At 41.9% G+C, this 14,426-nt stretch carries 14 protein-coding genes and 1 riboswitch; of the genes, 12 read left to right on the forward strand and 2 right to left on the reverse strand.

Translation table 11 applies throughout. From position 1 onward, the window contains the following. Positions 1-58: 58 nt before the first annotated feature. On the reverse strand, positions 59-1,498 hold the full coding sequence (locus ADM50_RS03745) for a TrkH family potassium uptake protein (protein ID WP_049484571.1): 1,440 nt from the start codon (positions 1,496-1,498) through the stop codon (positions 59-61). 3 nt (positions 1,499-1,501) lie between these two features. Further along, positions 1,502-2,851 carry a Trk system potassium transporter TrkA gene (gene trkA, locus ADM50_RS03750; protein ID WP_049484572.1) on the reverse strand — a complete coding sequence of 450 codons (1,350 nt, stop codon included), beginning with the start codon at positions 2,849-2,851 and terminating at the stop codon, positions 1,502-1,504. A gap of 399 nt (positions 2,852-3,250) precedes the next feature. Here trkA and ADM50_RS03760 point away from each other — a divergent pair, with 399 nt between their 5' ends. The 12 genes from ADM50_RS03760 to rpsI all read left to right on the forward strand — a co-directional run bounded on the left by ADM50_RS03760 (position 3,251) and on the right by rpsI (position 14,366). After that, positions 3,251-3,754 (forward strand): tRNA (cytidine(34)-2'-O)-methyltransferase, encoded by a 504-nt coding sequence (locus ADM50_RS03760; RefSeq protein WP_049484574.1) that lies wholly within the window; start codon positions 3,251-3,253, stop codon positions 3,752-3,754. 40 nt (positions 3,755-3,794) lie between these two features. Then, positions 3,795-4,013: riboswitch (FMN riboswitch) on the forward strand. Positions 4,014-4,166: 153 nt separating this feature from the next. Beyond that, positions 4,167-4,730 carry an ECF transporter S component gene (locus ADM50_RS03765; RefSeq protein WP_049484575.1) on the forward strand — a complete coding sequence of 188 codons (564 nt, stop codon included), beginning with the start codon at positions 4,167-4,169 and terminating at the stop codon, positions 4,728-4,730. Next, complete coding sequence (locus ADM50_RS03770) at positions 4,720-5,370, forward strand: phosphatase PAP2 family protein (RefSeq protein ID WP_049484576.1); 651 nt, start codon at positions 4,720-4,722, stop codon at positions 5,368-5,370. Before ADM50_RS03765 ends, ADM50_RS03770 begins: the two co-directional genes overlap by 11 nt. Positions 5,371-5,397: 27 nt before the next feature. Continuing rightward, a complete protein-coding gene (locus tag ADM50_RS03775; RefSeq protein ID WP_049484577.1) occupies positions 5,398-5,817 on the forward strand; it encodes a chromosome partitioning protein ParB in 420 nt (139 codons plus the stop codon). A gap of 4 nt (positions 5,818-5,821) precedes the next feature. Then, positions 5,822-6,271: a GNAT family N-acetyltransferase gene (locus ADM50_RS03780; protein WP_025168488.1), complete on the forward strand. Its 450-nt coding sequence runs from the start codon at positions 5,822-5,824 to the stop codon at positions 6,269-6,271. Positions 6,272-6,542: 271 nt separating this feature from the next. Beyond that, positions 6,543-7,589: a phenylalanine--tRNA ligase subunit alpha gene (gene pheS / locus ADM50_RS03785; RefSeq protein WP_049484578.1), complete on the forward strand. Its 1,047-nt coding sequence runs from the start codon at positions 6,543-6,545 to the stop codon at positions 7,587-7,589. A gap of 23 nt (positions 7,590-7,612) precedes the next feature. Next, positions 7,613-8,293: a hypothetical protein gene (locus tag ADM50_RS03790; protein WP_049484579.1), complete on the forward strand. Its 681-nt coding sequence runs from the start codon at positions 7,613-7,615 to the stop codon at positions 8,291-8,293. A 258-nt stretch (positions 8,294-8,551) separates the two neighbouring features. After that, positions 8,552-10,957, forward strand: coding sequence for a phenylalanine--tRNA ligase subunit beta (gene pheT, locus ADM50_RS03795; RefSeq protein WP_049484580.1), 2,406 nt, complete (start codon positions 8,552-8,554; stop codon positions 10,955-10,957). Between the two features lie 251 nt (positions 10,958-11,208). Continuing rightward, a complete protein-coding gene (locus ADM50_RS03800; protein ID WP_049484581.1) occupies positions 11,209-12,102 on the forward strand; it encodes an ABC transporter ATP-binding protein in 894 nt (297 codons plus the stop codon). Continuing rightward, positions 12,099-13,298, forward strand: a complete 1,200-nt coding sequence (locus ADM50_RS03805) for an ABC transporter permease (protein WP_049484582.1) — start codon at positions 12,099-12,101, stop codon at positions 13,296-13,298. Before ADM50_RS03800 ends, ADM50_RS03805 begins: the two co-directional genes overlap by 4 nt. A gap of 210 nt (positions 13,299-13,508) precedes the next feature. Further along, positions 13,509-13,955, forward strand: coding sequence for a 50S ribosomal protein L13 (gene rplM, locus ADM50_RS03810; protein WP_001044624.1), 447 nt, complete (start codon positions 13,509-13,511; stop codon positions 13,953-13,955). Between the two features lie 18 nt (positions 13,956-13,973). Next, positions 13,974-14,366: a 30S ribosomal protein S9 gene (gene rpsI, locus ADM50_RS03815; RefSeq protein WP_000075973.1), complete on the forward strand. Its 393-nt coding sequence runs from the start codon at positions 13,974-13,976 to the stop codon at positions 14,364-14,366. Positions 14,367-14,426 lie beyond the last annotated feature (60 nt).

Consider the following 14,426-nt stretch of genomic DNA (forward strand, 5'->3'; position numbering starts at 1 on the left):
CATTTTTAATAGAAAAATTCCCCTTCTACTAGCTTGTAAAAGGGGAATTATATTATCATTAGCGTTTAGACCAAGTGCGTTTCATAAAGAGTAGCAAAATTGGGTAAATCTCTAAGCGACCTGCGATCATTGCAAAGGAGAGGAGGATTTTAGAGATAGGACTAAAGATGGAAAAACTCGAGGTTGTACCTAGAATAGGTCCGATATTGTTAAAACAGCTGAAGACCGCACTGGTCACGACTAGAAAATCATTGCTATCAAGACTGACGATAAAGATGAGAGAGAGAATAATCATCATATAGATAGCAAAATATTTAAGAATTTTGTGCTGGGTATCCTTATCAATCACAGTTTTATTGACGTGTAGAGTCAAAACACGGTGAGGGGATAAAGTGGACAAAATCTGATTTTTTGCGATTTTAGAGAGGATAAGTCCTCTGATCACCTTAAGACCACCTGCAGTTGAGCCAGCTGATCCACCGATTCCCATGAGGAAGAGGAGGATAAATTGGGAGAAGAGGGGCCAGTTGGTAATATCTCCGTAACCAAAACCTGTTGTCGTGATGATATTGGAAACCTGGAAGAAGGCCATTTCAACACTCTTAGAGACACCTTGATAGAGATGAAGTGTATTAAGCGTAATCAAGCCGGTAGAAACTAGGACAATGATGATATATGCTCGTAGTTCTTCATCTCCAAAGAAAGCCTTAACCCGACGGAGCATGAGGTAGTAGTAGAGATTGAAGTTAACCCCAAAAACCAACACACCGATACTAACTAGATAGGTGATGAGTGAGCTACCATAGTGGGCAATTCCGTCGTTATAGACGGTAAAGCCCCCAGTTCCTGCTGTTCCCATAGCGATGACAAAACTATCATAGAGAGGCATGCCTGCTAGATAGTAGATAACCACAAAAAGGGAGAAGAGAGCCAGATAAAGCAGATAGAGAATCTGGGCAGTGTTTTTTAGCTTGGATACGACCTTGCCAAAGACGGGTCCAGGGACCTCAGCCTTCATCACCTCCAAGTGACTATTCTTGGCATTGTCCATAATGGCAAGTGCAAAGACGAGTACCCCCATCCCTCCGATCAAGTGGGTGAAACTTCGCCAGAAGAGGAGGGAACGAGTGAGAACGGAAACATCGTTCAGGATAGTAGCACCAGTCGTCGTAAATCCAGAACTGATTTCAAAGAAGGCATCGATGACGCTGGGGATTTGTCCTGAAAAGACAAAGGGGAGGCCGCCAAAGAAAGACCATAGAATCCAACAGAGGGCAACAATTAAGACCCCTTCCTTGGCATAAATCCGTTGATTTTTCGGTTTCCGTAAAATGCCTAGACCACCGAGAAGGACTAAAATTCCAATCGTAGAAAAGAGAGCGATAAATACTTGACTGGATTCTTGGTAATAGATCGCTACACTAACAGGTACTAGGAGGAGAACAGCCTCAATCAAGAGAAGCTTGGAGAGGAGGTAACGAATCATACTTTTATTCATTTTTTACCTCTCAATCAAATCATAAATTTTGGTGATGTTTGGCAATAAGGTCGTCACGAGTAACTTGTCTCCCACCTCAAGCATATCCTCTCCAGTAGGGAAGATTGTTTTTCCTTTTCGGATAATGGCTGCGATGAGAACCCCTTTTTTCAATTTCAACTGTGATAGAGGTTTGGCAGTCATTTTATTAGCTTCCTTGATTTGGAATTGGAGGGTTTCAATTTGACCGTTTGCTAGATGGTGCATGGCTTGAAGGTCTGAATACTGAGCGTTTACTCGACCACGGATAAAGTGCATAATGGTATCCACTGCGATGCTTTTTGGCGTGATGATACTTGAAAAATCAGGTGCATGGATAATTTCTAGGAGACTGGTTCGGTTGACCTTGGTGATGTTTTTCTGGACGCCAACACGGTCAAGGAACATGGAGGTGATAATGTTTTCTTCGTCCACCCCAGTTAAGGTTGCGACCGCATCGTAGTGAGGAGCACTTTCTTCTAGTAAGATATCTTTGGCTGTCCCATCGCCCTGAACGATATAGAGATTTGGGAATTTTTCACTAAAGAAACGAGCTCTTTCAGGATTGATCTCGATAACCTTGGTATCAATGCGACTGTCTTTTAAAATGCCGAGTAGATAATAAGCGATCTTTCCAGCCCCGACGATAAGCAAGCTTTTCACTGCACGAGATTTAAAATAGTTATGGAAAAGCATCATATCTACACGATTTCCCGTAACAAAAATCCTATCCTTGTCTTGAATAATAACATCACCGCTTGGAATCATCAGTTGATGATCTCTCTCCATAGCACAGACAATGACATTACCAAACTTTTTACGGAAGTCTGAGATTGGCATTTGACAAAGACCGCTAGAATCCTTGACAACAAACTCCATGAGACTGACCCGACCTCCAGCAAATCGTTCGACAGAGAGGGCATTAGGGAAATCAATGATATTTGAGATCGCACGCGCTGCCAGAAGCTCTGGATTAACAATAAGTGAAAATCCAAGAATATTTTTCTCTTTAAAATAGGCATTAGAGTATTCAGGATTTCGCACCCGAACGATGGTTTCTTTAGCCCCCATTTTTTTAGCAAGTACCGCTGAAATCATATTCACTTCATCGTGTTCGGTTAGGGCGATAAAGATATCGCACTCTTGAACACCGGCTTGCTCCAAGATGGCGAAGTCAGCACCATTTCCAAGGAGACCTATGATATCATAGCGACTGACAATGTGATTGAGGACAGCCTCATCTTGTTCGATGAGGACAACGTCATGGTTTTCTGCAACCAGTGAACGACAGAGGGCGAAACCAACTTTCCCTCCACCAACAAGGACAATTTTCATATAAAAAACCTACTTTTTCATGATGTAACTATCATACCCTTTTTTAGCAAAAAATGCACTTGCTAAGGCGATTTTTAGGGCAATAAAGGCCTTTTTCACATTTTGAAGATACATTTGCTTAATTTCTATAACGATGTCTCCGATTTGAAGTGATTTGGCTCTTTTACCATACCTTTTCAGAAAGGGAATGACCAAACATGAAAATATCATTAAAAAAGTAAAAAAATCAAGTCATTTCTATTGACAATGATTCTGAAAGTGTTATACTAAGAAAGTAGTTTCGCTGATTTACTTCAAACCTGTTGTGAGGTAAGTTAACGATGCCTTAACCACGCTGTTTGCTGAGCTTGACTCCGGGCAGTGTGGCTATTTTTTTGCAATGATAAAAGGAAGCCAGTCATGACAAATCACATTGTATTATTTGAACCTCAGATTCCACAAAATACAGGTAACATTGCGCGTACTTGCGCTGCGACCAATTCTCCCCTCCACATCATTAAACCAATGGGCTTTCCGATTGATGATCGCAAGATGAAGCGGGCTGGTTTGGACTACTGGGATAAGTTAGAGATTTATTTTTATGACAGTTTGGAAGATTTCATGTCTCAGATGAAAGGACAAGTCTATCTGATTTCGAAATTTGCAGAAAAGGTCTATTCTGAGGCAGATTTATCGACGGACGAGGACCATTATTTTCTCTTTGGACGTGAAGACAAGGGCTTGCCGGAGGATTTTATGCGAGAACATCCTGAGAAGGCTCTCCGTATTCCCATGAATGATGAACATGTCCGTAGCCTCAATGTGTCTAATACGGTCTGCATGATCGTCTATGAGGCTCTTCGTCAACAAAATTTTGCTGGTTTAGAGCTCGTTCACACCTATGAAGCGGATAAATTGAAATAAACAAAATGCTTGCACTTGCAAGCGTTTTTTGTTATGATAAAGGGGTCTTCAGGGCTGGGTGCGATTCCCGACCGGCGGTAATTTTGACTAGCTAATTTAGCTTTCTCGTCGTTGTCTTGTCTCGATATACTTTAAGTATTATCTTCGACTGCGACGCCTAGATAAATCTAAAATATCTTAGCCAAATAAGTCCGCGAGCGCAAGCTGATGTGGTGAGATTCCACAACCGACAGTATAGTCTGGATGGGAGAAGACGAAAGAATAGCTTTGTCTGTTCTGATGAGTTTATAGATAAATTGCAACCGCTTGCTCAAAAGAGTGAGGGGGAACTTTTGGGATATAAAAAGTGAGAATAGATAGAGGGATCCTTTCCAACTTCTTCTGATTTTATAGAAAATTGGAGGAACCTGTTATGACAAACACACGTCGACTTTCGACCATTGCGATTTTATCAGCCATTTCATTTGTGCTGATGTACTTTGACTTTCCGCTCTTGCCAGCGGCGACCTTCCTCAAGATCGAGTTTAGTATCTTGCCAGTCCTTGTGGGCTTGGTAGTGATGGATTTGCCTGCTGCTCTCGGGATTCTCTTGCTACGATCACTCTTGAAGTTGCTTCTGAATAGCCAAGGAGTGAACACTTACATTGGGTTGCCAATGAATATCGTAGCCTTGGGAGTTTTTGTTATCGCTTTTGGTTTGATTTGGAAAAAGGAACGTAGCACTCTTCGTTTTCTACTGGCATCTCTAGCGGGAACTATTGGATTGACTTCTGCCATGTTGGTTCTCAACTATGTCTATGCTGTTCCTTTATACGCGCAGTTTGCCAACTTTGATATTAGAGAAATTATAGGACTTTCTAACTACTTGATGACCATGGTATTACCTTTCAACTTGATTGAGGGTGTAATCTTTTCCGTTTCATTCTGGTTGTTATACGTCCTCTTGAAACCAACCTTAAAATATTATGAGAGATAAACAAACATTTTTAATGAAGGGCAGTTTTGCCCTTTTACTTTTCGTCCTTCTTGGCTATATGGTCAAGTTTTACCCCGAAACGCTGGTCGGTTTTGACCAACCGATTCAGACAGCTATTCGTGGGGACTTGCCAGATTATTTGACAGTTCTATTCCGTGCGCTTACGCATTTGATTGATATCCCAGTAATCATTACCTGGGTTGCCATCGCAGCCTTTATCTTTTATCGTAAGCAGTGGAAGATAGAAAGCTACTTCATGGCGGGTAATCTAGCCTTAGCCGGTCTTTTAATCGTGACCTTCAAAAATATCTACCAGCGCCCACGGCCAGCTATTTTACACTTGGTAGAGGAGAAGGGATTTTCCTTCCCAAGCGGGCATTCTCTTGCTGTAACTCTGATGGTAGGCACTCTGATTGTCATTCTCAGTCAACGGATTAAAGATCCGGTTTGGAGAAAAATTGTGCAAATCGTCCTTGGCTTCTACCTAGTCAGTGTGCTTCTATCTCGGGTCTATCTGGGAGTTCACTACCCATCAGATGTTCTTGCCAGTTTCTGTGTGGGCTTGGGAGTCTTGTTTATCGAATTTCCTTTCTATGACAAGCTTCGCTTCCAATGGCGATTTAAAGGCAAGCAGAAGTGAGCATCAAATTCCTTTGAGGAAAAAGAAATGAAAGTCAATATAACAGATCTCCATCCGACTCAACTATACTTATCAGAAAAGAAGTTACAAGATATCCAGATGCTTTATCAGTCGGTAGAAATAATCAATGTTGCTCCAATCAGTGTTCTTGCATTCGGAGACTGCTTGTTGATTACAGATGGCCATCACAGGGCTTATCAGGCTTTATTGGCGGGTAGGAATATGATTTCTGCTGAGTGGGATAGAGATGGTGGCGATGAACTATATCATCTCTATGCGCAAGCTTGCGAGGAAAGAAAGATTTACTCTGTTTTGGATTTAAAAGACCGTATCCTAGCTCAAGATGAGTATGAAGCAAAATGGTATAACTGGTGTGATGGTTTTAATCAAGCAGCAACTCTTTTATTGAAAGGGAAAGCAGATGAAACAGATTTTACAAATAGATAATGCACTGCGTCTTGTTCCTTATTATAAGGTCAATCATTGTGAGGAAGCTTTTGCTTGGTATCAGGATGTGAACTTGGTTTACCTCGTAGATGGTGTGAAGAGTCCTTACAGTCCAGCGACCTTGGAAGCTATGTATTCCTATTTGGATCAGCATGGTGAGCTTTTTTGGATTGAAGTCAAGGAGAAGGGAGAATGGTTTCCAATTGGGGATGTTACTCTATCTCAGGATAATCTTCCCATTGTGATTGGGAATCCCGCTTACCAACATCGAGGACTTGGAAAAAAGGTTCTAAGTACTTTGATTGAATTGGCTCGAGTAAAAGGATGGAAAGAATTGAGAGTCAAGGAAATCTACACCTACAATCATGCTTCTAGGAGGTGTTTCAAGTCGCTTGGATTTGTGGAAAATGGAACAACAGAAAAAGGAACGAGTTTTATACTGAAATTAGTCTAATCTAACTTGTTTTTTAACTAAAAATCTGATAAACTAAGTAGTAATTGAATAGGAATCCGCAAGACTAGTAACTCAAGGGAAGTATATCAGGGAGGAGAGCCGTGACTGTAAGCTCTCTATATGAAAGCTGGGCGAATTCACTTGCACATGGATTTAGAAATGAAGGTCTGACTTGTCAGATGAAAACGGATGGTACCGCGTGTCAACGCTCCGAGTGGAGTTTTTGGCATGTGGTTTTCTTTTTATCTTACGAGAGACTGATGGAGGAATTATGTCAACTATTGAAGAACAATTAAAAGCGCTTCGCGAAGAAACGCTGGCTAGCTTGAAGCAGATTACTGCTGAAAATGAAAAAGAGATGCAAGACTTGCGTGTCTCTGTCCTTGGTAAAAAAGGGTCGCTTACGGAAATCCTCAAAGGGATGAAGGATGTCTCTGCTGAGATGCGTCCAATCATCGGGAAACACGTCAATGAAGCGCGTGATGTCTTGACAGCGGCCTTTGAAGAAACAGCTAAGCTCTTGGAAGAAAAGAAAGTCGCAGCTCAACTAGCTAGCGAGAGTATCGATGTGACGCTTCCAGGTCGCCCAGTTGCGACTGGTCACCGTCACGTTCTCACACAAACCAGTGAAGAAATCGAAGATATTTTCATTGGGATGGGTTACCAAGTTGTGGATGGTTTTGAAGTTGAAAAAGACTACTACAACTTCGAGCGTATGAACCTTCCAAAAGATCACCCAGCTCGCGATATGCAGGATACTTTCTACATCACAGAAGAAATCTTGCTTCGTACTCACACGTCTCCAGTTCAGGCGCGTGCTATGGATGCTCATGATTTTTCAAAAGGTCCTTTGAAGATGATCTCACCAGGGCGTGTATTCCGCCGTGATACGGACGATGCGACCCACAGTCACCAGTTCCACCAAATTGAAGGCTTGGTTGTTGGGAAAAATATCTCTATGGCGGACCTTCAAGGAACGCTTCAACTCATCGTCCAAAAAATGTTTGGTGAAGCGCGTCAGATCCGTCTGCGTCCATCTTATTTCCCATTCACAGAGCCATCTGTTGAGGTGGATGTTTCTTGCTTCAAGTGTGGTGGAGAAGGCTGTAACGTATGTAAGAAAACAGGTTGGATTGAGATTATGGGGGCCGGTATGGTTCACCCACGTGTCCTTGAAATGAGTGGAATCGATGCGACTGTTTACTCTGGATTTGCCTTTGGTCTTGGACAAGAGCGCGTAGCCATGCTCCGTTACGGAATCAACGATATCCGTGGCTTCTACCAAGGAGATGTCCGCTTCTCAGAACAGTTTAAATAATAAATCAAACGCGAGGAAATTTTATGATTTCGGAACAAAACTATAATAAACTTTTAGAGAAGTTTGGTGATATATCTTCATTTGTGATTTATAAAGAATCTAAAAATAATGATAAAGCGACATCTGAAAATATATCCTATGAAGAAGCTATTGAAAACCATCAAAAAGACTACATAAATCCTTCAAATATATTACTTATGGTAAATCCCTCTGCTAAAAGAGAACAATCTCCTGATAGTAATTTTTCTTCATTTCATCATTCAAATATCAATGATCGTCATTTAAGATTTTTAACTATGAAAACAAGTACATTTTGGAGAAATCTATACGGATCATATGTAACTGATCTATTTTCTGATGTTGTTGAATCTGTAATGGATAATGTAATTTCGGCAGTAAAGGATGATAATAAAAAGGACTACCGAAAACAATCGTATAAAAAATTAATCGAACAATTAGAAATATTGTCCCAGGATTCAAAAGAAGATAAATTAAATATATATGTTTTTGGTGCTTTAGCAAAGAGTAAGCGTGAAGATTTTAGTTTTTTTATAGAAGAGTTGCTAGAAGAAGTTTCAGAAAGCTCGTATTTAAATATTGAACTTAATTTTTATGCTGTATATCATCCTGGTTATCAAAATTTAAAAAAATTAATTCAAGGTGGTTGTGAAGAAATAGTTAAGCATTCTATGAAGATTGAATGAATAGATTTTAATTGGGAAGTTATTTTTTGCTATAAAAAATGTAGCTTCATAGCAAGAGTTTGCTCATAAATTTATGTTTAAATACTTCTACCAAGGCGATGTTCGCTTCTCAGAACAGTTTAAATAAGATTGAAATCTGAAACATAGTCCTAATACAGTACTAATCATCTTCTCTCGATGAGATATGGTGAGTACTGCCTCAAAGAAAAAGAAAGGAATTGAAAAGGTCTCTCTTACTGGGATCTTACAATCAGAATTATGTTAGTATCATACAAATGGTTAAAAGAATTGGTGGACATTGATGTGCCATCACAAGAGTTGGCTGAAAAAATGTCAACCACAGGGATCGAAGTAGAAGGTGTGGAATCACCAGCTGCTGGTCTCTCAAAAATTGTCGTCGGAGAAGTCTTGTCTTGCGAAGATGTACCAGAAACACACTTGCATGTCTGCCAAGTCAATGTGGGTGAAGAAGAAGCTCGTCAAATCGTCTGTGGAGCACCAAATGTGCGCGCTGGCATCAAGGTTATGGTGGCTCTTCCAGGTGCTCGCATCGCGGACAACTACAAGATCAAAAAAGGGAAAATCCGTGGTTTGGAATCCCTCGGAATGATCTGCTCACTTGGTGAATTAGGGATTTCTGACTCAGTTGTACCGAAAGAATTCGTAGATGGGATCCAAATCTTGCCTCAAGATGCTGTTCCAGGGGATGAAGTCTTCTCTTACCTCGACTTGGATGATGAAATCATCGAGCTTTCCATCACTCCTAACCGTGCAGACGCTCTTTCTATGCGTGGGGTAGCACACGAAGTAGCTGCTATCTATGACAAGGCAGTCAACTTTAAGGAATTCAGTTTAACAGAAACGGATCAAGCTGCAGCGGATGCTCTTTCTGTCAGCATCGACACAGATAAGGCACCTTACTATGCCGCTCGTATCTTGGACGATGTGACCATCGCTCCAAGTCCACAATGGTTGCAAAACCTTCTCATGAACGAAGGTATTCGTCCGATTAACAATGTCGTTGACGTGACCAACTACATCTTGCTTTACTTTGGTCAACCCATGCATGCCTTTGACTTAGATACCTTTGAAGGAAGCGAGATTCGTGTGCGTGAAGCGCGTGCTGGTGAGAAATTAGTGACCTTGGATGGGGAAGAACGTGAGTTGGTAGCAACTGATTTAGTGATTACTGTTGCTGACAAACCAGTAGCTCTTGCAGGTGTCATGGGTGGACAAGCTACAGAAATCTCTGAAAAATCTAGCCGTGTAGTCCTTGAAGCCGCTGTCTTCAATGGCAAATCGATTCGTAAGACCAGCGGTCGTCTCAACCTTCGTTCTGAATCATCTTCTCGCTTTGAAAAAGGCATCAATGTGGCAACAGTCAATGAAGCCCTTGATGCGGCAGCCAGCATGATTGCTGAACTTGCAGGAGCAACTGTTCGTAAAGGTATTGTTTCAGCAGGACAACTTGATACTTCTGATGTGGAAGTTTCCTCAACCCTTGCAGACGTCAACCGTGTCCTTGGAACAGAGCTTTCCTACGCAGATGTCGAAGATGTCTTCCGTCGCCTTGGATTTGGCCTTTCTGGCAATGCAGATAGCTTTACAGTCAGCGTCCCACGTCGTCGTTGGGATATCACCATCGAAGCGGACCTCTTTGAAGAAATCGCTCGTATCTATGGTTATGATCGCTTGCCAACTAGTCTTCCAAAAGACGACGGTACAGCTGGTGAATTGACTGCGACACAAAAATTGCGCCGTCAAGTTCGTACGATCGCTGAAGGAGCAGGTTTGACAGAAATCATCACCTACGCTCTAACAACGCCTGAAAAAGCAGTTGAGTTTACAGCTCAACCAAGTAACCTTACAGAACTCATGTGGCCAATGACTGTGGACCGTTCTGTCCTTCGTCAAAATATGGTCTCAGGTATTTTGGATACGGTGGCCTACAACGTGGCTCGTAAGAACAAAAACTTGGCTCTTTACGAGATTGGAAAAGTTTTTGAACAAACAGGCAATCCAAAAGAAGATCTACCAAATGAGATCAATAGCTTTGCCTTTGCCTTAACCGGCTTGGTTGCTGAAAAAGATTTCCAAACGGCAGCAGTTCCAGTTGATTTCTTCTATGCTAAGGGAATCCTTGAAGCCCTCTTTACTCGCTTGGGACTAGAAGTGACCTATGCAGCAACAGCTGAGATTGCAAGTCTCCATCCAGGACGTACGGCCGTGATTTCACTTGGCGACCAAGTTCTTGGTTTCCTTGGCCAAGTGCATCCAGTTACTGCCAAGGCTTACGATATCCCAGAAACTTATGTAGCGGAGCTCAACCTTTCAGCCATTGAAGCTGCCCTTCAACCAGCTGCTCCATTTGTGGAAATCACCAAATTCCCAGCAGTCAGCCGTGACGTGGCCCTACTCCTCAAGGCAGAAGTCACTCATCAAGAAGTTGTAGATGCTATCCAAGCTGCAGGCGTGAAACGTTTGACTGATATCAAACTCTTTGACGTCTTCTCAGGCGAAAAACTGGGAGTTGGCATGAAGTCAATGGCCTATAGCTTGACCTTCCAAAATCCAGAAGATAGCTTGACAGACGAAGAAGTCGCACGCTATATGGAAAAAATCCAAGCATCACTCGAAGAAAAAGTGAATGCAGAAGTGCGTTAATAGTCTAAAATCCATCCCTCGGGGTGGATTTTTAGTTTCAAAAGGACAGTTCAGAAGAGAAAAGCGATAGTTGAGGAGGAAGCCATCTCAGAAAGTCTTTAATGAGTTATACTAAAGCTATCGCTGAAATACTTAAAATTTATTAGAGAAAGGATACTTTTGCTACTTATAATCCGATAAAATGTACATAAATCGTTGTAAAGGCTATCAAAAAGGAGTATAATAAGTGCAACATATCTCGGAGGTGGAAAATGTTAGAAGTAAGAAATCTAGAGAAAAGTTTCGGTCCCAAGCAAGTCTTGTTTGGTGTCGATTTTCAGGCAAGTCCAGGAAGGATTCTGGGCTTGGTCGGGAAGAATGGTGCTGGGAAAACAACGATTTTCCACAGTATGTTGAAATTTTTAGAGTATCAAGGAGAGATCAGTCTGGATGGGCAGGAGATTCGTCAGGGAACCTACGCTCGGATTGGCTATCTGCCTGAGGAACGCAGTCTTATGCCCAAGTTGACAGTCCTTGAACAAGTTCGCTACTTGGCGACTCTAAAAGGTATGGATGCTAAGGAAGTCAAGGAAAAACTCCCTCAATGGATGGAAAAATTGGAAGTGAAGGGTAAATTGACCGACAAAATCAAGAGCCTCTCCAAAGGGAATCAGCAGAAAATTCAGCTGATTATCACCCTAATCCATGAGCCAGACTTGATTATCTTGGATGAGCCTTTTAGTGGTTTGGATCCAGTCAATACTGAGTTGCTCAAGCAGGTCATCTTAAAAGAGAAAGAGCGCGGTGCAATCATTATCTTTTCTGACCATGTCATGACCAACGTTGAGGAACTTTGCGATGATATCCTGATGATTCGTGATGGGCGTGTGGTCTTGCATGGACCAGTTCAGGATGTTCGCAATCAATATGGGAAAACACGTCTCTTTGTTTCAAGTGAACGAAGCAAGGAAGAATTGGAAAACCTTCCTCATGTCAAACAGGTAAGCTTGACCAAGCAAGGCAGTTGGAAATTGATCCTAGATGATGAGAGTGCTGGAAGGGAACTCTTCCCCATCCTCACTCAAGGTCAATATATCGCGACCTTTGACCAACAGGCTCCAACAATCGATGAAATCTTTAAACTAGAATCAGGGGTGGAAGTATGAGAAATATGTGGGTTGTAATGAAGGAAACCTATCTTCGACATGTCAAGTCGTGGAGTTTCTTCTTTATGGTGATTTCGCCGTTCCTCTTTTTAGCCTTATCTGTAGGAATCGGCTTTCTCCAAGGGTCTTCTATGGCCAAGAATAGCAAGATAGCAGTAGTAACAACGGTGCCATCTGTGGAAGAAGGGCTCAAGGGTACCAATGGTATCAACTTTGATTATAAGGATGAAGCCAGTGCCCAGGCTGCTATCAAGGATGAGAAAATCAAGGGTTACCTAACCATTGACCAAGAGGACAGTGTCCTCAAGGCCGTCTATCATGGTGAAACTTCTCTTGAAACAGGCATCAAACTAGCAGTAACCAATAAGTTAAACGAACTGCAATACCAACTCAATCGTTCGGCAGCCAATTTGTCTCAAGAACAGGAAAAACGCCTGAGTCAAACCGTTGACTTTACTGAGAAGATTGATGAATCTAAGGAAAACAAAAAAATTGTTCAAACCATTGCGGCCGCAGGGCTTGGTTTCTTCCTTTATATGATTTTGATTACCTATGCTAGTGTCACTGCTCAGGAAGTAGCTAGTGAGAAAGGAACCAAAATCATGGAGGTGGTCTTCTCTAGTATCCGAGCTAGTCATTATTTCTACGCTCGCATGCTGGCTCTGCTTCTTGTGATTTTGACCCATATTGGCATTTACGTCGTGGGTGGACTTGCTGCCATTCTTCTCTTTAAAGACCTACCTATCTTGGCACAATCTGGTATTTTAAATCATATAGGAGAGGCTTTCTCGCTCAACACCTTATTGTTTGTCTTGGTTAGCCTCTTTATGTACGTTGTTTTAGCAGCCTTCTTAGGATCTATGGTTTCTCGTCCTGAAGATGCCGGTAAGGCCTTGTCGCCTTTGATGATCTTGATTATAGCAGGATTTGTCGGTGTGACTTCTCTAGGTGCTGCTGGGGACAATTTAGTTCTGAAAATTGGTTCCTATATTCCTTTCATCTCGACCTTCTTTATGCCATTTAGAGCTATAAATGGGTATGCAAGTGGTCTAGAAGCTTGGATTTCCCTTGCTATAACGGTTGTTTTTGCAGTCACTGCAACTGCCTTTATCGGACGCATGTATGCTAGCCTAGTCCTTCAAACGGATGATTTGGGAATCTGGAAAACCTTTAAACGTGCCTTAGCTTATAAATAGGAGAGCCTCGCAAAAGCGAGGTTTTTCTAGATGTTAAACACTGAAATCGGCAAAAATATTTTTCATATCTATTGACTTTTAGTAGTGAAATTTGGTATGATAGTAGACGGTATTGTTTACCCCATTTGTAAGGCCCCGGAACCTTTCAAATACCCCGCGGACCGGAACATCCGCCCTGTAAACAAAAACGATATTCATATAGGAGAAATCATGAACAAAACTACATTCATGGCTAAACCAGGCCAAGTAGAACGCAAATGGTACGTTGTTGACGCAACTGATGTACCTCTTGGACGCCTTTCAGCAGTTGTTGCTAGCGTACTTCGCGGAAAAAACAAACCAACATTCACACCACACACTGATACAGGTGACTTCGTAATCGTTATCAATGCTGAAAAAGTTAAATTGACTGGTAAAAAAGCAACTGATAAGATCTACTACACTCACTCAAACCACCCAGGTGGATTGAAACAAATCTCTGCTGGTGAACTTCGTTCTAAAAATGCAGTACGTTTGATCGAAAAATCAGTTAAAGGTATGCTTCCACACAATACTCTTGGCCGTGCTCAAGGTATGAAATTGAAAGTATTCGTTGGAGCTGAGCACACTCACGCTGCACAACAACCAGAAGTTCTTGATATTTCAGGACTTATCTAAGGAAAGGAACAATAAAGTATGTCACAAGCACAATATGCAGGTACTGGACGTCGTAAAAACGCTGTTGCACGCGTTCGCCTTGTTCCAGGAACTGGTAAAATCACTGTTAACAAAAAAGATGTTGAAGAGTACATCCCGCACGCTGACCTTCGTCTTGTTATCAACCAACCATTCGCAGTTACTTCAACTGTAGGTTCATATGACGTTTTCGTTAACGTTGTAGGTGGTGGATACGCTGGTCAATCAGGAGCTATCCGTCACGGTATCGCTCGTGCCCTTCTTCAAGTAGACCCAGACTTCCGCGATTCATTGAAACGCGCAGGACTTCTTACACGTGACTCACGTAAAGTTGAGCGTAAGAAACCAGGTCTTAAGAAAGCTCGTAAAGCATCACAATTTAGTAAACGTTAATCAATACGATTATATCAACGTTTCAAAGCACTCAAAAGTTTACCTTATGGGTGCTTTTTT

Origin of the sequence: Streptococcus oralis (assembly GCF_001075675.1) — a bacterium.
Taxonomy (GTDB): Bacteria; Bacillota; Bacilli; order Lactobacillales; family Streptococcaceae; genus Streptococcus; species Streptococcus oralis_V.

What these genes read in the sequence shown, in the direction of transcription:
- ADM50_RS03790 (WP_049484579.1), top strand. Translation starts at nt 7,613, where the DNA reads ATGATTTCGGAACAAAACTATAATAAACTTTTAGAGAAGTTTGGTGAT.
- rplM (WP_001044624.1), top strand. Translation starts at nt 13,509, where the DNA reads ATGAACAAAACTACATTCATGGCTAAACCAGGCCAAGTAGAACGCAAA.
- pheT (WP_049484580.1), top strand. Translation starts at nt 8,552, where the DNA reads ATGTTAGTATCATACAAATGGTTAAAAGAATTGGTGGACATTGATGTG.
- ADM50_RS03765 (WP_049484575.1), top strand. Translation starts at nt 4,167, where the DNA reads ATGACAAACACACGTCGACTTTCGACCATTGCGATTTTATCAGCCATT.
- ADM50_RS03805 (WP_049484582.1), top strand. Translation starts at nt 12,099, where the DNA reads ATGAGAAATATGTGGGTTGTAATGAAGGAAACCTATCTTCGACATGTC.
- ADM50_RS03800 (WP_049484581.1), top strand. Translation starts at nt 11,209, where the DNA reads ATGTTAGAAGTAAGAAATCTAGAGAAAAGTTTCGGTCCCAAGCAAGTC.
- ADM50_RS03745 (WP_049484571.1), bottom strand. Translation starts at nt 1,498, where the DNA reads ATGAATAAAAGTATGATTCGTTACCTCCTCTCCAAGCTTCTCTTGATT.
- trkA (WP_049484572.1), bottom strand. Translation starts at nt 2,851, where the DNA reads ATGAAAATTGTCCTTGTTGGTGGAGGGAAAGTTGGTTTCGCCCTCTGT.
- ADM50_RS03760 (WP_049484574.1), top strand. Translation starts at nt 3,251, where the DNA reads ATGACAAATCACATTGTATTATTTGAACCTCAGATTCCACAAAATACA.
- rpsI (WP_000075973.1), top strand. Translation starts at nt 13,974, where the DNA reads ATGTCACAAGCACAATATGCAGGTACTGGACGTCGTAAAAACGCTGTT.
- ADM50_RS03775 (WP_049484577.1), top strand. Translation starts at nt 5,398, where the DNA reads ATGAAAGTCAATATAACAGATCTCCATCCGACTCAACTATACTTATCA.
- ADM50_RS03770 (WP_049484576.1), top strand. Translation starts at nt 4,720, where the DNA reads ATGAGAGATAAACAAACATTTTTAATGAAGGGCAGTTTTGCCCTTTTA.
- pheS (WP_049484578.1), top strand. Translation starts at nt 6,543, where the DNA reads ATGTCAACTATTGAAGAACAATTAAAAGCGCTTCGCGAAGAAACGCTG.